The sequence below is a fragment of the Streptomyces niveus genome (assembly GCF_001723055.1).
In the GTDB taxonomy this organism is placed as follows: Bacteria; Actinomycetota; Actinomycetes; order Streptomycetales; family Streptomycetaceae; genus Streptomyces; species Streptomyces niveus.
Genome location: NZ_MDCR01000076.1, coordinates 62,845 through 84,626, shown reverse-complemented (window position 1 = coordinate 84,626; position 21,782 = coordinate 62,845). Strand labels below are relative to the sequence as shown.

18 protein-coding genes are annotated in these 21,782 nt (G+C 69.9%); 3 read left to right on the top strand and 15 right to left on the bottom strand.

All coding sequences use genetic code 11. The features are described 5' to 3' along the window. Window positions 1–121: 121 nt before the first annotated feature. Entirely contained in the window at window positions 122–1,114 is a 993-nt protein-coding gene (locus BHU15_RS11225) for a GNAT family N-acetyltransferase (RefSeq protein ID WP_069627054.1), read from the top strand. Between the two features lie 17 nt (window positions 1,115–1,131). Next, window positions 1,132–1,977 (top strand): transglutaminase family protein, encoded by an 846-nt coding sequence (locus BHU15_RS11220; RefSeq protein WP_069627053.1) that lies wholly within the window; start codon window positions 1,132–1,134, stop codon window positions 1,975–1,977. Between the two features lie 126 nt (window positions 1,978–2,103). Here BHU15_RS11220 and BHU15_RS11215 read toward each other — a convergent pair whose 3' ends face one another. The 4 genes from BHU15_RS11215 to BHU15_RS11200 all read right to left on the bottom strand — a co-directional run bounded on the left by BHU15_RS11215 (window position 2,104) and on the right by BHU15_RS11200 (window position 6,225). After that, window positions 2,104–4,209 carry a peptidoglycan binding domain-containing protein gene (locus BHU15_RS11215; protein WP_069627052.1) on the bottom strand — a complete coding sequence of 702 codons (2,106 nt, stop codon included), beginning with the start codon at window positions 4,207–4,209 and terminating at the stop codon, window positions 2,104–2,106. 206 nt (window positions 4,210–4,415) lie between these two features. After that, complete coding sequence (locus tag BHU15_RS11210) at window positions 4,416–5,024, bottom strand: DUF6113 family protein (protein WP_368483195.1); 609 nt, start codon at window positions 5,022–5,024, stop codon at window positions 4,416–4,418. Then, window positions 5,021–5,923, bottom strand: a complete 903-nt coding sequence (mshB, locus tag BHU15_RS11205) for an N-acetyl-1-D-myo-inositol-2-amino-2-deoxy-alpha-D-glucopyranoside deacetylase (protein ID WP_069627051.1) — start codon at window positions 5,921–5,923, stop codon at window positions 5,021–5,023. Before mshB ends, BHU15_RS11210 begins: the two co-directional genes overlap by 4 nt. Before the next feature lie 107 nt (window positions 5,924–6,030). Next, window positions 6,031–6,225 (bottom strand): hypothetical protein, encoded by a 195-nt coding sequence (locus tag BHU15_RS11200; protein ID WP_023538874.1) that lies wholly within the window; start codon window positions 6,223–6,225, stop codon window positions 6,031–6,033. Between the two features lie 180 nt (window positions 6,226–6,405). Between BHU15_RS11200 and BHU15_RS11195 the strand changes: the two genes are divergently transcribed. Then, window positions 6,406–8,604 carry a S9 family peptidase gene (locus BHU15_RS11195; RefSeq protein ID WP_069627050.1) on the top strand — a complete coding sequence of 733 codons (2,199 nt, stop codon included), beginning with the start codon at window positions 6,406–6,408 and terminating at the stop codon, window positions 8,602–8,604. 30 nt (window positions 8,605–8,634) lie between these two features. Here BHU15_RS11195 and BHU15_RS11190 read toward each other — a convergent pair whose 3' ends face one another. The 11 genes from BHU15_RS11190 to BHU15_RS11140 all read right to left on the bottom strand — a co-directional run bounded on the left by BHU15_RS11190 (window position 8,635) and on the right by BHU15_RS11140 (window position 21,697). Next, on the bottom strand, window positions 8,635–9,684 hold the full coding sequence (locus BHU15_RS11190; protein ID WP_069627049.1) for a hypothetical protein: 1,050 nt from the start codon (window positions 9,682–9,684) through the stop codon (window positions 8,635–8,637). Between the two features lie 201 nt (window positions 9,685–9,885). Beyond that, window positions 9,886–10,998 (bottom strand): ABC transporter ATP-binding protein, encoded by a 1,113-nt coding sequence (locus BHU15_RS11185; protein ID WP_069627048.1) that lies wholly within the window; start codon window positions 10,996–10,998, stop codon window positions 9,886–9,888. After that, window positions 10,979–11,965 (bottom strand): ABC transporter ATP-binding protein, encoded by a 987-nt coding sequence (locus tag BHU15_RS11180; protein WP_069627047.1) that lies wholly within the window; start codon window positions 11,963–11,965, stop codon window positions 10,979–10,981. The genes BHU15_RS11185 and BHU15_RS11180 overlap by 20 nt, the downstream gene beginning before the upstream one ends. Window positions 11,966–11,976: 11 nt before the next feature. Continuing rightward, window positions 11,977–12,957 (bottom strand): ABC transporter permease, encoded by a 981-nt coding sequence (locus BHU15_RS11175; RefSeq protein WP_023538879.1) that lies wholly within the window; start codon window positions 12,955–12,957, stop codon window positions 11,977–11,979. After that, window positions 12,950–13,873: an ABC transporter permease gene (locus BHU15_RS11170; protein ID WP_031229688.1), complete on the bottom strand. Its 924-nt coding sequence runs from the start codon at window positions 13,871–13,873 to the stop codon at window positions 12,950–12,952. The genes BHU15_RS11175 and BHU15_RS11170 overlap by 8 nt, the downstream gene beginning before the upstream one ends. 100 nt (window positions 13,874–13,973) lie before the next feature. After that, a complete protein-coding gene (locus BHU15_RS11165; protein ID WP_069627046.1) occupies window positions 13,974–15,602 on the bottom strand; it encodes a peptide ABC transporter substrate-binding protein in 1,629 nt (542 codons plus the stop codon). 187 nt (window positions 15,603–15,789) lie between these two features. Beyond that, entirely contained in the window at window positions 15,790–16,953 is a 1,164-nt protein-coding gene (locus BHU15_RS11160; protein WP_069627045.1) for an ABC transporter ATP-binding protein, read from the bottom strand. Continuing rightward, window positions 16,946–18,004: an ABC transporter ATP-binding protein gene (locus BHU15_RS11155; protein WP_069627044.1), complete on the bottom strand. Its 1,059-nt coding sequence runs from the start codon at window positions 18,002–18,004 to the stop codon at window positions 16,946–16,948. Before BHU15_RS11155 ends, BHU15_RS11160 begins: the two co-directional genes overlap by 8 nt. Before the next feature lie 11 nt (window positions 18,005–18,015). Further along, window positions 18,016–18,984 (bottom strand): ABC transporter permease, encoded by a 969-nt coding sequence (locus BHU15_RS11150; protein ID WP_069627043.1) that lies wholly within the window; start codon window positions 18,982–18,984, stop codon window positions 18,016–18,018. Beyond that, window positions 18,977–19,903, bottom strand: coding sequence for an ABC transporter permease (locus BHU15_RS11145; RefSeq protein ID WP_031229690.1), 927 nt, complete (start codon window positions 19,901–19,903; stop codon window positions 18,977–18,979). The genes BHU15_RS11150 and BHU15_RS11145 overlap by 8 nt, the downstream gene beginning before the upstream one ends. A gap of 150 nt (window positions 19,904–20,053) precedes the next feature. Continuing rightward, window positions 20,054–21,697 (bottom strand): peptide ABC transporter substrate-binding protein, encoded by a 1,644-nt coding sequence (locus BHU15_RS11140; protein ID WP_069627042.1) that lies wholly within the window; start codon window positions 21,695–21,697, stop codon window positions 20,054–20,056. Window positions 21,698–21,782: the final 85 nt, after the last annotated feature.

Sequence of the window (21,782 nt, the reverse complement as noted above, 5' to 3'; positions counted from 1 at the left end):
TAGGGCGCGGCGGGCCATCTGCGGCTCCGTCCACGGGCGCGCGGGAGCGCGGCGTCGTCGATGCCCGCACCTAGTATCTCCGTTCCTGGGCACGATCCGCACAGGAGGGGCGCACGGAGCTGTGGAATTCACAACCGGAGGACGGCTGGAGGTCCGGATCACCCCCGCCGACGTGGGAAAACGCGTGTCCGTCCGCCGTCTGACCGGCGCCGTCGACGGCGCCGAGAAGTTCACCGACACGGTCGGTGTTCTCACATCCTGGGACGAGAATGTGGTCCTCATCACACGACGCACGGGTGAGACGGTCCAAATCGCGGCGTCCTCGCTCGTCGCGGGCAAGGTCGTGCCGGCCGCGCCGGCCCGCCGCCGGGGCCCCGCCGCCTCCTTCCGGGAGCTGGCGCGGGTGGCCGCGCGGGCGTGGCAGCCGGTCGAGCGGGAGGCGCTCGGCGAGTGGGAGTTGCGGGCGTCCGGCGGATTCACCCGGCGCGCCAACTCGGTGCTGCCGCTGGGCGACCCGGGAATGCCCCTGGACGAGGCTCTGACGCGCGTACAGGGCTGGTACGACCTCCGGGGGCTCCCCGCGTACATCCAGACCGCCACGGGCGCTGAGGGGACGCAGGAGGTGCTCTGCGCGGAGCTGGAGGCGCGGGGCTGGCGACGGGAGGTCACGGCGGAGCTGCGCGTCGGCGCGCTGGCGCCGCTGGCGGACGGGGACGCCACCGCGCGCGTGACCCTCGACCGCGCCTGCGACGAGGCGTGGCTCCGCCGCTACCAGCGGTTCGACGAGCCGGGGCCGCACGTGTCGCAGGTGCTCGCCGCGGGGCCGTCCGTGTGGTTCGCGTCGATCGCGGGCGAGGGCGGGGTGCCGGCCGCGATCGGGCGGTGTGTCGTCGACGGTCGCTGGGCCGGGTTCATGGCCGTGGAGGTCGACCCGGCGCGACGGCGGCAGGGGCTGGCGAGCGCGGTGATGCGCGCGCTCGCGGCGCGCGCTCTTGAGGAGGGCGCGTCGGCGGCGTGGCTCCAGGTCGAGTCGGACAACGAGGCCGCGGGCGCGCTGTACGACGGCATGGGCTTCGCCACGCATCACCGGTACCACCACTTCCGAGCCGCGTGAGGAGCGACGGACCGGCCATGGAATCTCAACCGCCCCTGCCCGACCGCCGGAGCCGGTTCGCCGCCGAGGCCCGCGCGGAGCGGCCCGACGTCGCGCTGCTCTGCCTCCTCATCGGCGGGGAGGCCGACGCCTCGCTGGACGAGGCCGGACTGGACGCGGCGCAGATCGAACTCGACCGCCTGGCCGGGATGCTGCCGTTCGGCCTGACCGGCCCGCGCGCGTGGGCCACGGCGCTGGCGGACCTGCTGGGCACGCGTCTGGGCTTCCGGGGCACGCCGGGCGAGTACGGGCGCCTGGAGGCGTCCCTGCTGCACGAAGTGCTGCGGCGCAGGCGCGGGTTGCCGATCCTGCTGTCGGTCCTGTGGACGGAGGTCGCGCGCCGCGCGGGGGCGCCGGTGTACGGGGTGGCCCTGCCCGGTCACTTCGTCGTGGGCCTCGGCGCGCCCGGGGAGCCCGACGAGAGGGTCCTGGTGGACCCGTACGCGGGCGGCGGGCTCCTGACCCGCCAGGACACCGAGAGGCTGGTCACGGGGGCGACAGGCGCCCCTCTGGAGGCGTCGATGCTGAGCCCGGCGGAACCGCTCCACGTCGTGGTGCGCATCCTGAACAACATCCGCGCGTGGGCCTCGACGCGCCCCGAACGCGGCGATGTCGCGCTGTGGGCGGTCGAACTGAGCCTCCTCCTCCCGTCGCACCCGGCCCGTCTGCGCTACGAACGCGCCCAACTGCTCGTACGGCGCGGGGATTTCCTGGCGGGAGCGGCGGAGATGGACGAGTACGCGGAGGTGGTGGCGGCGGTGGAACCGTCGACGGCGGAGGCGATCCGCCACAAGGCGCGGGCGGCGCGGGCGATGCTGAACTGAGCGGGACCGATCGGTTCCGAGCCGGTACGGCGGCCGACCGCGCGCCGCGCGGCCGGCACACGGCGAAGGCCCGCCCTCGCCACCGGAGTCCGGTGGCGAGGGCGGGCCTCGCGGTGAGCGCGGGTGTCAGCCCTGCGGGTTGAGGTCGATCTCCGCCGTGCGTTCCTCCGGGGTCGTGCCCAGGAGGGGCTTCTGCATCGCCTGGGCCACGTCCGCCGCCGACAAGGGGTGTTCCTTGCCGTCGGCCTTCGTGATCGTCAGGCCCTCGAAGACGCCGTCCAGCAGTTGCTCGATCGCCGCCCTGTCGTAGACCTCGACCAGTTTTCCGTCGATCGCCTTCATGGAGAGGATCTGCGGCAGTGACCGGTCGGGGCCGAACTGGATCTGTTTGCCGCCCGCCTTGATCGTGATCAGGCCGGACATCGCCGGTTGCGCGAAGTCCTTCATCGCGCGGTCGAGTTCGGCCTGGTCGATCGTCGGTTCGCGGCTGCTGATGGGCAGTTCGACGGTGTTCGGCTTGCCCGTCTCGACCTGGGCGCGGTACGCGTCCTTCACCGAGATCACCGAGCGCTCGACGTCAAGTGCCTTGCCCGGCTTGCCCGGTACGGCGACGGCCTTGCCCGGTTCGAACTTGATCGTGCCGTCGGCCGCCGAGCCCGAGGCGCCGGCGAGGTCGGTGAGGGCGACGCGGAGCTTCTCCTCGTCGACCGGGATCACCGGTTCGGTGACGCGTTCGCCGCCGAAGAGGGAGCCGATCACGGAGACCGGGTTGTAGTCGCTGCCCGCCGCGTTGCGGACCGTCGCCTGGCTGTCGAGGCTGAGCCCCGCCTTGTCCGGGCCGAGCTCCTCCTTCTTCCCGCCGACGGACAGCTGGAGCGGCGCCGTCGAACGCTTGCCGAGCGTCGATTCCAGCTTGTCGACGGCGTCGTCGCGGGTGCCGCCGCCGATGTCCACGCCGAGCACGGTGGTGCCCTTCGGTACGTCGGAGTGGTTCAGGAGCAGCCCGGCGCCGTAGGCGATCGCGACCAGCGTGACGATGCCCACGCCGGCGCCCATCAGCTTGGAGCGGCCCTTCTTCTTGGGAGGCGGGCTCGTCGTCCGGGCGGGCGCCGGGGTGGGCGACGCGGACGCCGGTCCGGGGAAGGCGGGCGACGAGAAGTCGGGGTTGCCGCCTCCGTGGGAGGAGGGTCCCGTCGACATCGGGCCGCCGGCCGACGGGCCGGGCGACTTGGGCGGCAGGCCGTCCGGGAACCGTCCACCGGACGGGTCGGTGCGCGGCACCGGGCCCGTCTGGGAGCCGGCGGGCGGGAACGGCGAACGGCTCTCCGAGGGCACCACCGGGATGCCGCTGGTGAGTGTGTCGCCGGAGACATGGGTGCCGGCCCCGCCCGGCGGCTCGGGGGCGGGCGGCTGCGGGGTCAGTACGGCCGTGTCGTCGGACATCCGCGGCGGTCCGTCACGGTCGTCCCGCTCGTCGCGTCCCGCCGGTCCGGCGGCTGCGCCAGGCCCGGGCGAGACGCCCAGGTCGGAGCCCTGCGGCAGGTCCAGGAAGGCGAGCGACGACAGACCGTTCGCGGGGCCCGAGGTCGGCCCGTCGGGCGCGCCGGTACCGAACGCGGGTGTGCTGCCGCTGGGCGGCATGAAGGCGTTGCCCTCGGGGGCCGGCGGGCGGGGTCCGCCCGCGCCGCCCCGGGTGTCCGGTCCGGCGGCCGGGCCGGGGACGTTCGGGCCGGGCGCCGTCACGGCGGCTCCGGCGCCCATCCCGCCGCCGAGCGTGCCCCCGCTCGGGGACTTGCGCGGCGCGAACCAGTCGCTCGTCGCGGGCTTGTCCGCCGCCGGCGCGTCGTCGGCGGGCGCACCCGCGTCCGGTCCTGCGCCGGCCCGCGGCGCGCCCCCGGTGTCGTCGGAGTCACCCCGGCCCGCCTGCGCGGGCGGACCGGTGGGCCCGCCCGTTCCGGACGGGCCGCTGTCCGTGTCGCTCATGGGCGTACGCATGACGACGGGCGGAATCGGCCGCGAACCCGGGATGTTGATCCGGATGCGCGTGGTCAGCGTTGTCTCGGTCTTCGGCTCGCCCGGCTGGGCCGGGGCCTCGGCTGTCTCCTCCGGAGCGTCCTGCTCGGGGTGTGGCGACGGATACTGGCGGGATCCGTACGGCGGTGTCCCCGAGGGGTACGCGGCTCCGCCGCGCCCCTGGGGCCCGGAGGACGAACTGTCAGTTTCACGACTCAAAGCAAGTTCTCCCGGGTTGGCTCCGCCGCCCGTTCTTACTGGTACTCAACTGTGTGGGTCCCCCTAGCCGGAGGCCGGGGGCGGCCCGGAGCGCGCACCACCATACTGTCCTGCGCCGGACCACACCCGACGACCGGGGGAAGCGTTTATTCCGCCGACCGTACGGACGGGGTCAATTCGGGCCGACAGTTGATGGGACGGGCTCATCACTTTCCAAGTCGGCCGGACTCCGAGGCCGGTTGCGGTGACCGCGACATGGTGGCACACATCACAGCAACCACCGCACCGCCGAGGAGATAGACGACCGGTCCCAGGCCCGCGGCGAAGACGCCGTCGCCCTCCGGACGGCCCAGACTCAGGAAGATGACGGCGATCAGCCAGCCCGCCGCCGGGGCCCCGACGCCGAAGGACGTGCCGGTCGCGGTCACACCTCCGTAGAAGAGTCCCGCCGATGCGACCAGTGCGAGGACCAGTCCGCCGGGGAACCAGCCGCCCTGGACGAGCGCGCCCGCCGTGCCGACCACCGCGCCGAGGAGCAGGAGACCGAGGTACGCGGCGATGCGCCCGGGTCTCGGCGGTGACGCGAGCCACCCGCCGGGCTCGCCACGGCCACCGGCCCCGGCACCGTCGCCGGCCCCGGCCCCGGCCCCGGCCCCGGCACGGGCAGCGGCGCCCGCGCCCGTACCCACACCGGCTCCACCACCGGCGCGCGCCCCGGCGCCCGCTCTCGTGGCGGCAGTCCTCGCACCACTCGTCGTACCGCTCGTGGCCTTCGGCCGGCCTCCCTTGCCGCCCTTGCCCTGGCGCCCGCTCACCCGTCCACCCCCGCGAAGAGATCCGTCTCACGTACGCCGGCGTCCGCGCCGGAGGCGCCCCGCACCAACTGGTAGTACTCCGTGGTGAACAGCGGCTGTCCGAGACCGTTGGAGAGCGCGAAGAACGCGCCGTCCACCACGATCTGCGTCTCGTGGGCGCGCATCGCGGCGGCCTTGTGCGCCGCGTACGCCGTCCCGTCGATCTCCGCCGTGATCTCACCGTCGTCCACCACACCGGGGACGTCGCCGATCTCCGCCACACCCGCGAAGTCCGCCCCGGAGTCGCGCAGTTGGGCGAACCCCCGCTCGGCGACCGAGCGCGGCACCCGGTTCCAGTAGATCTTCGCGATCGTGTGCGGGGCCCCGAGTCCGGGCCGGAAGTGACCGTCTGCGGCCAGCTCGGCGGCGCGCGTGGCGACGCGGTGCGCCTGGATGTGGTCGGGGTGGCCGTACCCGCCGTGCGGGTCGTACGTCACCAGCACCTGCGGCCGTACGGAACGGATCACCTCGACGAGGTACGCGGCGGCGCCGTCCACCTCCGCGCCCCAGAAGGCGTCCTCGTGGTCGTTCTGCGGGAAGCCCATCATCCCGGAGTCCCTGAACCGCCCCCGGCCGCCCAGCAGCCGGTGGTCGGCCACGCCGAGCTCGCGCATCGCCGCGGTGAGTTCACCGTCGCGGTGGGCCCCGAGCGCGCTGAAGGCGCCCGTCGGCTCGCCGCCGGGCGCCAGATGCGCGAGAGAGGGCGGGATGACCTCGCCCTCCTCACCGAGTGTGCAGGTCACCAGGGTGACCTGAGCGCCCTCGGCCGCGTACCTGGCCATCGTGGCGCCGTTGTTGATCGACTCGTCGTCGGGATGCGCGTGGACCAGGAGCAGACGGCGGTCGGGAAGATCGGTCATGCCCACAGCGTACGAGGCGGGCCCTCACGGACACGCCCAGGCCGTCCGGACGCGGGAACGGACACGTGAACCGACGCGTCGACGGACGCGCCGACGGATGCCGGGCCCTAGAACTGGAGGTCGCCGATCATGCCCGCCACGTTCGAGGTGAGGTCGCTGATCGTGGGAGCCACCGAGGAGCTGGCCAGATAGAAGCCGAGTAAGACGCAGACGAACGCGTGTCCCCCTTTGAGCCCGGATTTCCGGACCAACAGGAAGACAATGATCGCCAGCAGCACCACCGCCGAAATCGAGAGTGCCACGGCGGTTCACCTCCACAGATGGTCGGCGGATATTCGTTCGGGACAGGCAACGCGCATGTGCCGGCGGGTACATACCCACTTGGCGCTATGGATCATAACTATCCGGCGGAACGCATCGATCGGTGCACGGCAGCACATGGGGGCGCACGAACGGCTGGGACGGACGCTAGGTTCGGTCGTATGACCTCGAGGCAACAACTCTCCTTTCCTCGCCAGTACGCAAGGACCCAGCGGTTCACGCTCGGTGCTCCGCGCGCCTTCACGGTGTCCCCCGACGGTTCACGGGTGGCCTTCCTGCGGTCCGCCTCAGGAACGGACCGGACGAACCGGCTGTGGGTGCTCGATCTCGACGACAGATCGGGTACGGCGCGCGAGCGGATCGCCGCCGACCCCGAGGCCCTGCTGGCGGGCACACCGGAGGAGCTCTCGGACGAGGAGCGCGCCCGCCGGGAGCGGAGCCGTGAGGGGTCGGGGGGCATCGTCGCCTACGCGGTGGACGGCGCCGCCGAGTTGGCGGCCTTCGCCCTGTCCGGGCGGCTGTTCACGGCCGAGCTGCGCGCCGGGACGTCGCGCGAACTCCCCGTCCCCGGGCCGGTGATCGACCCGAGGCCGTCGCCCGACGGACGGCACATCGCCTACGTGGCCGGGGGCGCGCTGCGGGTGACGGGCGCCGAGGGGGACGGCGACCGTGAGCTGGCTGTGCCCGAGGACGAACAGACCACCTACGGTCTGGCCGAATTCATCGCCGCCGAGGAGATGAGCCGGTACCGCGGTTTCTGGTGGTCGCCGGAGTCGGACCGGCTGCTGGTCGCGCGGGTCGACGGGGCGGACGTACAGCGCTGGTGGATCGCCGACCCCGCGCACCCCGACCGTGAACCGTCGACGATCGCCTATCCCTCGGCCGGCACACCCAACGCTGACGTGCGGCTTTGCCTGATCGGCCTGGACGGTTCGCGTACGGAGGTGGTCTGGGACCGGGTCGCCTGGCCGTATCTCGCGGCCGTCCACTGGTCGGCGGCGGGCGATCCGCTGCTGCTCGTACAGGCGCGGGACCAGCGCTCCCAGCGCTGTCTCTCGGTCGACACGGAGAGCGGCGAGACACGGCTCCTGCGCGAGGAGACGGACGCGGTTTGGCTGGAACTTTGCGCCGGCGTACCGGCGTTGACGCCCGGCGGCGAGCTGGTGCGGATCGTGGACATCCAGGACAACCCGGCCGACGACGGGGCGCGCGTGCTGTTCGTCGGTGACCGGGCGCTGACCGGGCCGGAGTTGCAGTTGCGCGCGGTGCTCGACGTCGGCGAGCGCGACGTGCTGGTGTCGGCGTCGGCGGGAGAGGCCGCCCAGGCGCCCGAGACCGGTGAGATCCATGTCTACCGGATCCCCTACGGAGCGCCGGGCGAGGTGCCGGACGGTGACCGCGAGGCCGGTACGTGGGGCCCCGAGCGCGTCTCCGAGGGCGTGGGCGTGCACACCGCCGTCCGCGCGGGCGCCGTCATGGTGCTGGCGTCGGCCCGGCCCGAAGTCAGCGGAACCGTGGTGCAGGTGGTGCGGGAGGGCAAACAGCTCGCCGTCATCACCTCGTACGCGCAGCAGCCGAATCTCATCCCGCGCGTCCAGCTGACACAGGGGGGCGCACACCGAATTCCGTGCGCCGTCCTCCTGCCGACGCAGTACGAGGAGGTAGACGGTCCGCTGCCGGTGCTGCTGGATCCCTACGGCGGCCCGCACGGCCAGCGCGTGGTCGCCGCGCACAATCCGTACCTCACCTCCCAGTGGTTCGCCGACCAGGGCTTCGCCGTCGTCGTGGCGGACGGCCGCGGCAGTCCGGGCCGCTCCCCCGGCTGGGAGAAGGCGGTGAAGGACAATCTGCCGCTCACCCTGGACGACCAGATCGAAGCGCTCCAGGCACTCGCCGAGCGGTTCCCGCTGGATCAGTCGCGGGTGGCCATCCGCGGCTGGTCGTACGGCGGTTACCTGGCCGCTCTCGCCGCGCTGCGCCGTCCCGACGTCTTCCACGCGGCCATCGCGGGCGCCCCGGTGACCGACTGGCGGCTGTACGACACGCACTACACGGAGCGCTATCTGGGCGATCCGGCGGAGGCGGCGGAGGTGTACGCGGTCAACTCGCTGGTCACCGACGACGGACTGGCGGAGCCCGCCACTCCGGTACGGCCGATGATGATCATCCACGGACTGGCCGACGACAACGTCGTGATGACGCACACGCTGCGGCTGTCGTCGGCGCTGCTGTCGGCGGGCCGGCCGCACGAGGTGCTGCCGCTCACCGGGGTGACGCACATGACGCCGCAGGAGCAGATCGCGGAGAACCTGCTGCTGCTCCAGGTGGACTTCCTGAAGCGTTCGCTCGGGATGCCGTAGCCCGAGAGCCGGGGGCCCGGGAGCGGGGTCTCACCAACGGGGCGGCGGCGAGGGCGGTGACGGCGGGCCGAACCCGCCGCCGCCCTGGCCACCGCCCGCCGGGTACCCGTATCCGTACCCGTACCTCTCCGGCTCGGCCCGCTGCCCCCGCGCCGGCCCGTACGGTCCGGCCCCCGGCGTGTCCTCCTCGCCCTCGCGGGCGAGCGCGAACAGCGCCAGACAGCCCGCGCCGAGCCCGAACAGCAGGCTGACGAGGGAAAGTTGTTCAATCGTTGCCAACTCGGCGAAGTGGTCGAGGAGTTCGTACCGCAGGGCCGTCGCCAGGGCCGGGCCGCCGACGCCCACCAGCAGCGCGGCGGCCACCATCCCGAGCGGCCGTGAGAACGGGGTGTGGAAGAGCGCGCCGACCGCCGCCGCGAGGCAGAGGAGCGCGATCGAGGCGTTCAGCCAGCCGGGCGGCGTACCGAGGAGCGGCATCAGGACGGACTCGCCGGTGACCCGGTCGAGATACGCGCCGAGGCCCAGTCGCTGCCCCCAATAGACCTCCCAGGCCGCCCAGATGCCCGCCACCGCGCCCAGCAGCAGGAAGGCGACCACGGAGACGCCCTGCGTGGGCCGGGTCGGCGTCAGCGCGTACGCGGAGTCCGGCGGCCTGCGCCCGGCCAGTGCCGTGACGAGCAGCGCGACTCCCGCCCCGAGCATGCCGACGACGCACAGCAGCGCGCGGGTACGCAGCTCGTCCGGGGCCCGGCCGTCCGTCCAGGACGAGTTGAGCACCCACAGCGACGGCAGCCGGACGGCGAGCGTGAGGAGCCCGGTCGCGAACAGCGCGGACGCGGCGACCGCCGAGCGTACGACCATGAAGGCGACGACCGCGTACACGACGAGCAGTGCGGGGTCCAGCGGGGAGGTCGCGGGCGGCGCGGTGGCCCGGCCGCTCGCCTGGTCCGCCCAGGACCACCACAGATCGAGGGGCCCGTCCGTCACCCTCAGGTCCCGTACGATCCACGCGGCGACGACGACGGCGAGCGCGGCGCACAGCACCGCGCCGGTGATCCTGGCCCCGCGGGTGAATATCACACCGCGATGGTCCCGGTTGAACGCTCACGGAACAAGGGCACCGGGGACCACGGGAAGCGCTTGCGGGTGACCGGCCGGGACCTCAGGATCCCGGCCGGTCCAACGGCACCCGCACGGCCGTACATCGACCAATGTGGCCCGTCCGTATATCGGCGAGGCGTCGGTGAAGTTTCCTGCGTGTCAACGGGCCTGACGTCTCAATCACCTCTCATTGTCCGGATCCGGCCCCTGCTCCCCACCCTCGCCATCCGGCCCGCGCGTCTCTCCGGGCCCGGCCCCACTCGTCACCACCTGCCGTTCCTCGGCGAAGTGGCAGGCCGAGTCGTGCTCGGCGGGCCCGTGCGTGTCCCGGAAAACCGCGGGCACCGCGAGCAGCGGCACCTCCAGCGTGCACCGCTCCTGCGCCTTCCAGCAGCGCGTACGGAACCGGCAGCCGGACGGCGGATGCGCCGGCGAAGGCACCTCGCCGGTCAGGATGATCCGCTCACGGCCCTCGCGGGCGGCCGGGTCGGGCACCGGCACGGCGGAGAGCAGCGCCTGTGTGTAGGGATGGGTGGGGTGGTCGTAGATCTGGGTGTCGGTGCCGATCTCGATGATCCGCCCCAGATACATCACCCCGACGCGGTCGGAGATGTGCCGGACGATCGACAGGTCGTGCGCGATGAAGACGTAGCTGAGGTCGAACTCGTTCTGGAGGCGTTCCATCAGATTGATGACCTGGGCCTGGACGGACACGTCGAGCGCCGAGACGGGTTCGTCGGCGACGATGATCTCCGGCCGCAGCGCCAGCCCGCGCGCGATGCCGATGCGCTGGCGCTGGCCGCCGGAGAACTGGTGCGGATAGCGGTTGATGTACTCGGGGTTGAGCCCGACCACGTCGAGCAGGTCCTGCACCCGCCGGCGCCGGTCGCCCTTCGGCGCCACCTCGGGGTGGATGTCGAAGGGCTCACCGATGATGTCGCCCACCGTCATGCGCGGGTTCAGCGAGGTGTACGGGTCCTGGAAAACCATCTGGATATTGCGGCGGACCGCCTTGAGCGCCCGCCCCGACAGCCGGGTGATGTCCTCGCCCTTGTAGCGGATCTCGCCGGACGTCGGACGCTCCAGGTTGACGAGCATCCGCGCCACGGTCGACTTGCCGCAGCCGGACTCGCCGACGACGCCCAGCGTCTCGCCGGGCGCCAGTTGGAAGGAGACACCGTCGACCGCCTTGACCGCCCCGATCTGCCTCTTGAAGAGGATGCCCTGGGTGAGGGGGAAGTGCTTGACCAGATCCCGCACTTCGAGGATGGGCTCAGCGGACCGGGACGTCATCGAGGGTCTCCCTCCAGAAGAAGCAGGCGCTGCGCCGGCTCTCGTCGACCTCGAAGAGCGGCGGCACATCCGTACGGCAGATGTCCTGCGCCCGCGGACAGCGCGGGTTGAAGGCGCAACCGGCCGGGATCTTGAGCAGGTTGGGCGGCAGGCCCTTGATCGCGTACAGGTCCCGGCCCTTCTGGTCGAGCCGCGGGATCGAGTCGAGCAGACCACGCGTGTACGGGTGGGCGGGCGCCTTGTAGATGTAGTGGACGGGGGCGGACTCGACGATGCGGCCCGCGTACATGACGGCGATCTTGTCCGCGACGTCGGCGACGACACCGAGGTCGTGGGTGATCAGGATCAGCCCCATGTTCAGCTCGCGCTGGAGGTCCGCCAGCAACTCCATGACCTGGGCCTGGACGGTCACGTCGAGCGCCGTCGTCGGCTCGTCCGCGATGATCAGCGAGGGTTCGAGGGCCATCGCCATCGCGATCATGATGCGCTGGCGCATACCGCCGGAGAACTGGTGCGGGTAGTCGTTCACCCGCTCCTTGGCCGCCGGGATCCGTACCCGGTCCATGAGTTCGACGGCCCTCGCCCGCGCGTCCTTGCGGGACATCCCCCGGTGGACGACGAACATCTCGCCGAGCTGCGCGCCCACGCTCAGCACGGGGTTGAGCGAGGAGAGGGCGTCCTGGAAGATCATCGCCATGTCGGCGCCGCGGATCTTCCGCCGCTGGTCCTCCTTGGTCTTGAGCAGGTCCTGGCCCTTGAACAGCACCTCGCCGCCCGCGATCCTGCCGGGCGGGATGTCCAGGATGCCCATGATCGCCTGTGCGGTGACGGACTTGCCGGAGCCCGACTCACCGAGCACGGCGAGGGTTTCACCCGCGTCGACCGAGTAGCTGACCCCGTTGACGGCCTTCGCGACACCGTCACGGGTGTGGAACTCCACCTGCAGATCGCGCACTTCGAGCAACATGGACCGGCTCCTCAGCGCAGCTTGGGGTCGAGGGCGTCGCGCACCGCGTCGCCGAGCATGATGAAGGCGAGCACGGTGATGGCCAGGGCGCCGGCCGGCCAGAGCAGCATGTGCGGCGCGTTGCGGATGAACTTCGACGCGTCGGAGATGTCGATGCCCCAGGACACGGAGGGCGGTTTGAGGCCCACGCCGAGGTAGGAGAGCGTCGCCTCCAGCGCGATGTACGTGCCGAGCGCGATGGTCGCCACCACGATCACCGGGGCGACGGCGTTGGGCAGGACATGGCGCAGCATCATGCGCGAGTTGGAGGCGCCCAGCGCGCGCGCCGCCTGGACGAAGTCGTTCTGTTTGATGGTGATGACGGAGCCGCGGGCGATCCGGGAGATCTGCGGCCAGCCGAGCAGCACCATGAAGCCGACCACCGGCCAGACGCTGGAACTGGTGACCACGGAGAGCAGGACGAGGCCGCCGAGCACCACCGGGATGCCGAAGAAGATGTCGGTGACGCGGGAGAGGATCGAGTCCGAGAAGCCGCCGAAGAAACCGGCGAGGCCGCCGAGCACGGTCCCGACGATCGCGACGCCGAGGGTGGCGCAGACGCCGACGGTGACCGAGGCGCGGGCGCCGTAGACGGTACGGGTGTAGACGTCGCAGCCCTGGGCGGTGAAGCCGAAGGGGTGGCCGGGCTGGGAGCCCTGCTGGGCCTTGGAGAGGTTGCAGGAGAGCGGGTTGCCGGAGGCGATCGCCTGGGGCCAGATCGCGATGAACACCAGGAAGAGGATGATCAGGCCCGAGATGATGAAGACGGGGTTGCGGCGCAGGTCGCGCCAGGCGTCGGACCAGAGGCTGCGGGCCTTCTCGTCGGGCCCCTTGCCGTCGCCCTGGTCGAGTCCTTCGAGTCCGGCGCCGTCGCTGGTGGCGAGATCCATCGTGCCGCCGGTGCCGGTGGGGGCGATGGCTCCTTCGTCTTTCGGGGGCTCGGGCTCAGGCATAGCGGATCCTCGGGTCGAGTACGGCGTACAGGACGTCGACCAGCAGGTTCGCGAGCAGGAAGATGATGACGAGGATCGTCACGAAGCCGACGACGGTCTGGGTGTTCTGGCGCAGGATGCCCTGGTAGAGCTGGTAGCCGACGCCGTGGATGTTGAAGATCCGCTCGGTGACGATCGCGCCGCCCATCAGTGCGCCGATGTCGGTGCCGATGAAGGTGATCACCGGGATCAGTGAGTTGCGCAGCAGATGCCGGGTGATCACACGGTGCCGGGGCAGGCCCTTGGCGATGGCGGTACGGACGTAGTCGGAGCGGTTGTTCTCGGCGATGGAGGTCCGGGTCAGCCGGGTGACGTACGCCAGTGAGACGGACGCCAGCACGAGGCCGGGCACGATCAGTTCGCCGAGCGGGGCCGCCGTCGAGACCGACGGGGAGATGACGTTCCACTTCACGCCGAGGAGCAGCTGCACGATCAGGCCGGTGACGAACGTCGGTACGGAGATGACGACCAGGGTCAGCAGCAGGACGCCGCTGTCGACGGGCCGGCCGCGCCGCAGTCCGGTGATCACGCCGAGCGTGATGCCGATGATGATCTCGAAGACGATCGCGACGATCGTCAGCCGGATGGTGATCGGGAAGGCCGTGCCCATCAGCTCGGTGACCTTCTGGCCGTTGAAGGCCGTACCGAAGTCACCGGTGAAGACGTGGCCCATGTAGGTGGCGTACTGCTGCCACACGGGCTTGTCGAGTCCGAACTGGCTGCGCAGCTGGGCGGCCGTCGCCGGGTCGCACTGACGCTCTCCGCAGAGACCCGCGATGGGGTCGCCCATCACGTTGACCATGAGGAAGATCAGCAGCGTGGCGCCGATGAAGACGGGGATCATCTGGAGCAGACGCCGGATCACATAACGTCCCATGAAGGGCTCCGGGGGTCGTGGTCGCTGGGTCTCACGTGGCGGGGGAAGGCGGGCGGCCCGGCGCGTGGGGGGTGTGCGCCGGGCCGGACGTCCTCCGGCGTCAGCTGACCTTGATCTCGTTGTAGACGGGGACGCTGAAGGGGTTCAGCGCGACGTTGCTCAGCCGCTCCGAGTAGCCGGCGCTGCCGTTCTGGTACCAGAGCGGGATCGCGGCCATGTTGTCCCGTACGACGCCCTCGGCCTGCTGGAACTTCTTGATCGCGGTCTGGGTGTCGGTCTCGGCGTTCGCCTCGTTGACGAGCTTGTCGAACTGGGCGTTGGTCCACTTGCCGTCGTTGGACGAGGCGTTGGTGAAGTACAGGGGCTGGAGGAAGTTCTGGATCAGCGGGTAGTCCATCTGCCAGCCGGCCCGGAACGGGCCGGGCATCTTCTGCTGGGTGATCTGGCTGCGGAAGTCCGCGAAGGTGCCGATCGGCCGGCCCACGCACGCCCGGTCGTTGCCGAGGGTGTTGTTGATGCTGTTGCAGACGGCGTCGATCCAGTCCTTGTGGGAGCCGGTGTCCGCGTTGTACGAGAGCTGGATCCGGCCGCCGGGGAGGCCGCCGCCGTCGGCGATCAGCTTCTTCGCGGCGGCGGGGTCGTAGTCGCAGGCCTTGCCGCAGAGACCGGCCTGGTAGCCGCCGGACGTGCCGAGCACCGGGGAGGTCCAGTCGGTGGCGGGGGTGCGGGTCTTCTGGAAGATCGTCTCGGTGATCTGCTTGCGGTTGATCGCCATCGAGAGACCGGTGCGGACCTTCACGGCGTCCGGGGTGTTCCATGCCTTGTCGTAGTACGGGAAGGCGAGGGTCTGGATGATGCCCGCGGGGGTGTTGATGTAGCGCGATCCCAGGTCGGCGGGCGCGTTCTTGAGCTGGGAGGCCGGGACGTCGTCGACGAGGTCGAGGTTGCCCGCCGTCAGGTCGGTGTAGGCGGTGTTGTTGTCGGTGTAGACCTTCAGGTCCACACCGCCGTTCTGCGCCTTGTCCGGCCCCGGGTAGTTGTCCCACTTGCGCAGGGACATCTGGGAGCCCTTGGTGTACGAGTCGATGCTGTACGGCCCGTTGCCGACGGGCTTGGCGAGCCAGGCCGCGTGGTCCTTGAAGAACGCGGAGGGCAGGGGCGCGAAGGCGGCGTACCCGAGGGTGTCCGGCCAGGTGGAGAACTTCTGGGAGAGCTTGACGGTGAAGGTCTGGGGGCCGGTGACCTTGAGGCCGGACAGCGTGGTGGCGGTGGGCTTGCCCGAGTCGGGGTGGACGGCGGTGTAGCCGTCGATCTGGCCGAAGAAGTAGGCGTTGCGCTGGTTGTTCGTCAGGTTCGCGCCGTAGTTCCAGGCGTCCACGAAGGACTTCGCGGTGACCTTCTCGCCGTTGCTGAAGGTCCAGCCGTCCTTCACGGTGATGGTGAAGTTCGTCGAGTCCTTCGTGTCGATCTTCTCGGCGAGCATGTTCTCGGCCTTGGCGGTCTTCGGGTTGTACCGCTTCAGCCCCCGGAAGACCATGTCGAGGACCTTGCCGCCCTGGACCTCGTTCGTGTTGGCGGGCTCCAGCGGGTTCTGCGGGTCTCCCCAGGAGGAGCTGAGCACTCCGTCGGTGCCTCCCCCGCCGCTTCCACCACCGCCGCCGCAGGCAGTCGCCGTGAGGGCGACGGCGAGCGCACCTGCGGCCCACTTGGCGTGCGTGGCTGCGCGCATGGAGTTCCTCCTGAGTCCTGACAGTCACTTAGGCCCAAATATCACTCCGTTTCAGTTGATGCGCATGTGGTGGGCACCCGTGTGGGGCAACGGCGGCCCGGGGGGCGTCATGCCCGGCGGCCCCCGGGCATGACGAAGGCCCGGACCGCGTACGGTCCGGGCCTCTCGTCGTGCGCGTGTTCACGCCTCAGACGGCGTGGACGACGTTCTTCTCCTCGGCGAAGTGGCAGGCCGATTCGTGCGCCGCCGGGGTGGTCGAGCTGACGAAGCGCTCGGGGATCGCCAGCAGCGGGACCTCCTTGGCGCACTTGTCCTCGGCCTTCCAGCAGCGCGTACGGAAACGGCAGCCGGACGGCGGGTTCGCCGGGGACGGTACGTCGCCGGAGAGGATGATCCGCTCGCGGCCGGTACGGGCCTCCGGGTCGGGGACCGGGACCGCCGACAGCAGCGCCTGGGTGTAGGGGTGCGTCGGGTGGTCGTAGATCTGGGTGTCCGTACCGATCTCGGCCATCTTGCCGAGGTACATGACGCCGACCCGGTCGGAGATGTGCCGGACGATCGACAGGTCGTGCGCGATGAAGATGTAGGACAGGTTGAACTCGTCCTGGAGCTTCTCCATCAGGTTGATGACCTGCGCCTGCACGGACACGTCCAGCGCCGAGACCGGCTCGTCGCAGATGATGACCTCGGGGTTGAGCGCGAGACCACGGGCGATGCCGATGCGCTGGCGCTGGCCGCCGGAGAACTGGTGCGGGTACCGGTTGATGTACTCCGGGTTCAGTCCCACGACGTCGAGCAGGTCCTGGACCTTGCCCCGCCGGTCACCCTTCGGCGCCACCTCCGGGTGGATGTCGAAGGGCTCACCGATGATGTCGCCCACCGTCATGCGCGGGTTCAGCGAGGTGTACGGGTCCTGGAAGACCATCTGGATGTTCCGGCGGACCGCCTTGAGCGCCCGCCCCGACAGCCGGGTGATGTCCTGGCCCTTGTAGAAGACCTCGCCCGCGGTCGCCTTCTCCAGCGTCATCAGCAGCCGGGCGACCGTGGACTTGCCACAGCCCGACTCGCCGACGATGCCCAGCGTCTCGCCCTGGTAGAGGTCGAAGGAGACCCCGTCCACGGCCTTGACCGCGCCGACCTGGCGCTTGAAGAGGATGCCCTGGGTCAGCGGGAAGTGCTTGACCAGGTTGCGGACCTGGAGGATCGGCTCCCCGCGCTCCGCCGGCGCCTCGATGGCGGCGACCGCCGCCGACTCGGTGGCGACGTCGATCTCCGCCACCTCGGTGACGTTGGGGGTGACGACCTCGGCCGGTCCGGCCGGGTTCCCCTCCGTCTTGCTGGGCTCAGCCATGGATCGTCTCCTTCCAGAAGTGGCACGCGCTGCCGCGGCCGGGCAGCTCGGTGCCGTCCTGCTCGGTCACCGGGTCGAGGACCGGGACATCCGTACGGCAGATGTCCTGCGCCTTCGGGCAGCGCGGGTTGAAGGCGCAGCCGGCCGGGATCTTGAGCAGGTTGGGCGGCAGGCCCTTGATCGCGTAGAGCTCCTGCCCCTTCTGGTCGAGCCGCGGGATGGAGTCGAGCAGACCACGCGTGTACGGGTGCGCCGGGCGCTTGTACAGCTCGTGCACCGGCGCGGTCTCCACGATCCGGCCCGCGTACATGACCGCGATCTTGTCCGCGACGTCGGCGACGACGCCGAGGTCGTGGGTGATCAGGATCAGACCCATGTTGAACTCGCGCTGGAGATCCGCGAGCAGGTCCATCACCTGGGCCTGGACGGTCACGTCGAGCGCGGTCGTCGGCTCGTCCGCGATGATCAGGTCGGGCTCCAGGGCGAGCGCCATCGCGATCATGATGCGCTGGCGCATACCGCCGGAGAACTGGTGCGGGTAGTCGTTGACCCGCGCCTTCGCCGCCGGGATGTTGACCCGCTCCATCAGCTCGATGGCCTTGGCCTTGGCGGCCTTGCGGGACAGTCCCTCGTGGACCCGGTACATCTCGCCGAGCTGGTAGCCGACCGAGAGCACGGGGTTGAGGGAGGAGAGCGCGTCCTGGAAGATCATCGCGATCTTCCGGCCGCGGATCTTCCGCCGCTCCTCGTAGCTCATGGTGAGCATGTCCTGCCCGCGGTACAGGATCTGGCCCTGCGGGATGGAGCCGGGCGGCATGTCGAGAATGCCCATGATCGCCTGCGCGGTCACGGACTTGCCGGAGCCGGACTCACCGAGCACGGCCAGGGTCTCGCCCGACGAGACGCTGTAGTTCACGCCGTTGACGGCCTTGGCGACACCGTCCCGGGTGTGGAACTCCACGTGGAGGTCGCGTACTTCGAGCAGTGGGGTGGTGTCCGAGTCGCCCGATCGGGGCGTCGGGACACTTGAGGTTTCTTCGATGATGGTCACGTACGCCCTCCTCAGCGCAGCTTCGGGTCGAGGGCGTCGCGGACGGCGTCACCCAGCATGATGAACGCGAAGACCGTGAGGCTCAGCATTCCGGCCGGGAAGAACAGGGCGTGCGGGTTGTCCCTGATGTCCTTGCTGCCCTGGGCAATGTCGATGCCCCAGGAGATGGTCGGGTCGGCGAGGCCGAGACCCAGGAACGACAGGGTCGCCTCGGCCGAGATGTAGCCGCCCAGCGCGATCGTGGCGACGACGATGGTCGGCGCCATGGCGTTCGGCAGGACGTGGCGGAAGAGGATCCGCTTGGTGCCCGCGCCGAGGGCGCGCGCGGCCGTCACATAGTCCGCCTGCTTCGCGGTGATCACCGACGAGCGCATCACACGGCAGATCGACGTCCAGCCCAGGAAGGCCAGGGCGAAGATCACGACGTACACCTTGCGCTCGGTGAAGGCGTTCAGGACGACCATCGCGCCGAGCAGGAAGGGGATGCCGAAGAAGATGTCGGTGATGCGGGAGATGATCGAGTCGAGCCAGCCGCCGAAGTAGCCGGCCAGCATGCCGAGCAGTCCGCCGATGATCGTCACCGCCGCGGTGACGCCCACACCGACCAGGATCGAGGCGCGCGTCCCGTAGACGACACGCGCGTAGATCGAACGGCCCTGACCGTCGTAGCCGAACCAGTCGGGCTGGAAGAAGCTGCCCAGCTCCGGCTTGGTCAGGAAGTGGTTGGTGAGGTCGCCGTCGCGCGGGTCGACGCTGGTGAACAGCCCCGGGAAGGCGGCCACGACTATCAGGAAGAGCAGCAGGATCGAGGAGATCCAGAACATCGGGCGGTGCCGCAGGTCGTACCAGGCGTCGCCCCACAGACTGCGGGGCTTGCCCTGGGACTTGTGGCCGTCGGCCGCGCTCTCGGGGGCGCCTGCCGCCGGCGGCGCGAGGGCGTCGGTGGTCGCGTCCGTCTTGGTCTTGATCACGTCAGGCATACCGGATCCTCGGGTCCAGGACCGCGTACAGCAGGTCGACGACCAGGTTGATCAGAAGGATGATGAGCACGAAGACCGTGACCACGCCGACGATCGTCGAGCCCTCACGGCCTTGGAGTGCCTTGAAGAGCAGGTTGCCGACACCCTGGACGTTGAAGATGCCCTCGGTGATGACCGCGCCGCCGATGAAGCCGCCGACGTCGGTGCCGAGGAAGGTGACGACCGGGATGAGCGAGTTGCGCAGCAGGTGGACACCGACGATGCGGCGCCGCGGCAGGCCCTTGGCCATCGCGGTACGCATGTAGTCGGCGCGCAGATTCTCCGCGAACGTCGTACGGGTCAGCCGTGCCACGTACGCCATCGACAGCATCGCCAGGACGAAGCCTGGCAGGAACAGCTGGGCGTAGTCCGTGGAGTCCTGCACATTGGGCGCGACCCACCCCAGTTCGTCGGCGAGGACGAAGCGGGCCAGGTAGCCGAGCACGAACACCGGGATCGAGATGACGACGAGCGTGAAGATCAGTACGCCGGTGTCGACGGCCTTGCCGGCCTTCAGGCCCGCCCAGGCGCCGAGGCCGATACCGATGATGATCTCGATGATCAGGGCCACCATGGTGAGCCGCAGCGTCACCGGGAATGCCTCGGACATCTCGTCCGCGACCTCACGGCCACCGAACGTCTTGCCGAAGTCTCCCTGGAGGAGCCCCCACATGTAGTCGACGTACTGCTTCCACAGGGGCTGGTCGAGCCCGAAGTCAGCACGTAGCGCGGCGACCTGTGCGGGGTCCGCCGCCTTGTCACCCCACATCGCCCGGATCGGGTCACCGGGAAGGATGTGGACCATAAGGAAAATAATCAGAGTGGTCCCGATGAATACCGGGATCATCTGGAGCAGTCGCCTGGCGACGTAACGCCCCATCATGCCTCCATGCCGTGAGGGGTCGGCGATGGCCTACGTAGTTTTCTCCGCCACGGGGTATGGGGTGGAGTCTCCCGGGGCCTCGGCCTTGGCCGGACCGATGCCGCCGCTCCCCCTGGAGCGGCGGCACCGGCCTACGGGTCCCGCTTGCTACTTCTTCGACTTCACCTGAACTTCGGTGAAGATGGGGTCGCCGTCCTGGCCGTAGACGATCTTGCCGAATACGTTCCGGGACTGGCCCGAGTTGTTCTTGTAGAACCACAGCGGGATGGCAGGCATGTCAGCCTTCAGGAGCTGCTCGGCGTCCTGGTACATCTTCACTGTCTCTTCGAGCGTCGGCGCCTTGTCCGCCTCGGCGGCCAGAGCGTCGAACTCCTTGTTGGAGTAGCCCGAGGTGTTACCGGCGGCCGTGGTGCCGTACAGGTCGCGCATGAAGTTCGAGTTGACCGGGTAGTCGAGCACCCAGCCACCGCGGTACATGGACTTGACCTGCTTGTTGTCACGCGCGTTCAGGTCCGCCTGGAAGTCCGGCTTCGAGTCGCCGGTGCACTCGACACCGGTGCTCTTGCGGATGCTGTTGCAGACCGCGTCGACCCAGGGCTTGTGGTCCTGGTCGGCGTTGAACTGGATCGAGATCTTGTTGCCCGGGACGCCGCCGCCCTCTTCGATGAGCTTCTTGGCCGCGGCCGGGTCGAACTTCGTGATGTCACCGAGGGAGCCGGCCTTGTAGCCGAGCACGCCGCGGGCGACGTACGAGTCCGCGGGGGACCGGGTGCCGTGCAGCACGGTCTTGGTGATCGTGTCACGGTCGATCGCCATGGACAGACCCTGGATGACCTTGGGGTCGATGTCCTTGAACTGGTCCGTGTAGAACGCCGGGACGATCGACTGGACGGCCGAGTACTCGGCGTCGATCGCGCGGTCGCCCAGGTCGTCCTTGTAGCTCGTGAGAGCCGTGGTCGGGACCTGCTCGATCCAGTCGAGGTTGTCCGACCGCAGGTCCGAGTAGGCGGCGTCGGCGGTGGTGTAGTTCTTGAAGTCGATGCCACCGTTCTTGGCCTTGTTCGGCCCGGTGTAGTCCTCGAACTTACGGACCTTGATCAGCTTCTTGTGGTCCCAGGAGACGAACTTGTAGGGGCCGTTGCCGATCGGCTTCTCGCCGGCGGCCTTCGGGTCCTTGAAGAACGACTCGGGCAGCGGGGCCCACACGTCGTAACCGAGCTTGTACGCGAAGTACGAGACCGAGCTGGTCAGCGAGATCGTGAAGGTGTTCTCGTCGACCACCTTCAGACCGGACATCTTGTCGGCCTTCGGGTCACCCTTCTCGGGGTGGACGTCCGCGTAGCCCTTGATGTCCTGGAACCAGCTGGAGTTCGTCTGGTTGTTCTTGACGTTGGCCGACCAGTTCCACGAGTCCACGTAGGACGCGGCGGTGACCGGGGTGCCGTCGTGGAACTTCCAGCCGGGCTTGAGCTTGACGGTCCAGACGGACGAGTCGTCGTTCGGGGTGACCGACTCGGCGTTGATGTTCTTGAGCTCGCCGGTGCCGGGCTCGTAGTCGACGAGACCGGAGAAGATGGTCTTCAGGACACGGCTGCCCTGGCTCTCCTTGGCGTTGGCCGGCTGCAGCGGGTTCTGCGGCTCGCCGAGCTGTGCGGTCAGAATGCCATTCGGGTCGGCCTTCCCCGCCTTCATGTCGTCGCCGCTGTCGCTGTCGCCGCCGCCACAGGCGGTCGCAGCCAGGGCGATAACTATCGCGCCCGCGACCCACTTGGCGCTCTTGGCACCGCGCATGGGTTCCTCCTCATGAGTCCACTTGTCACAACAAGATGGGCACTGACCGTTACGCCGACACCCCTGACGGCGGTCGATCAGTGCA

Coding starts and splice junctions, on each gene's coding strand:
- BHU15_RS11170 (WP_031229688.1), bottom strand. CDS start 13,873: ATGGGACGTTATGTGATCCGGCGTCTGCTCCAGATGATCCCCGTCTTC.
- BHU15_RS11150 (WP_069627043.1), bottom strand. CDS start 18,984: ATGCCTGACGTGATCAAGACCAAGACGGACGCGACCACCGACGCCCTC.
- BHU15_RS11185 (WP_069627048.1), bottom strand. CDS start 10,998: ATGACGTCCCGGTCCGCTGAGCCCATCCTCGAAGTGCGGGATCTGGTC.
- BHU15_RS11140 (WP_069627042.1), bottom strand. CDS start 21,697: ATGCGCGGTGCCAAGAGCGCCAAGTGGGTCGCGGGCGCGATAGTTATC.
- BHU15_RS11175 (WP_023538879.1), bottom strand. CDS start 12,957: ATGCCTGAGCCCGAGCCCCCGAAAGACGAAGGAGCCATCGCCCCCACC.
- BHU15_RS11220 (WP_069627053.1), top strand. CDS start 1,132: ATGGAATCTCAACCGCCCCTGCCCGACCGCCGGAGCCGGTTCGCCGCC.
- BHU15_RS11145 (WP_031229690.1), bottom strand. CDS start 19,903: ATGGGGCGTTACGTCGCCAGGCGACTGCTCCAGATGATCCCGGTATTC.
- BHU15_RS11195 (WP_069627050.1), top strand. CDS start 6,406: ATGACCTCGAGGCAACAACTCTCCTTTCCTCGCCAGTACGCAAGGACC.
- BHU15_RS11165 (WP_069627046.1), bottom strand. CDS start 15,602: ATGCGCGCAGCCACGCACGCCAAGTGGGCCGCAGGTGCGCTCGCCGTC.
- mshB (WP_069627051.1), bottom strand. CDS start 5,923: ATGACCGATCTTCCCGACCGCCGTCTGCTCCTGGTCCACGCGCATCCC.
- BHU15_RS11180 (WP_069627047.1), bottom strand. CDS start 11,965: ATGTTGCTCGAAGTGCGCGATCTGCAGGTGGAGTTCCACACCCGTGAC.
- BHU15_RS11160 (WP_069627045.1), bottom strand. CDS start 16,953: ATGGCTGAGCCCAGCAAGACGGAGGGGAACCCGGCCGGACCGGCCGAG.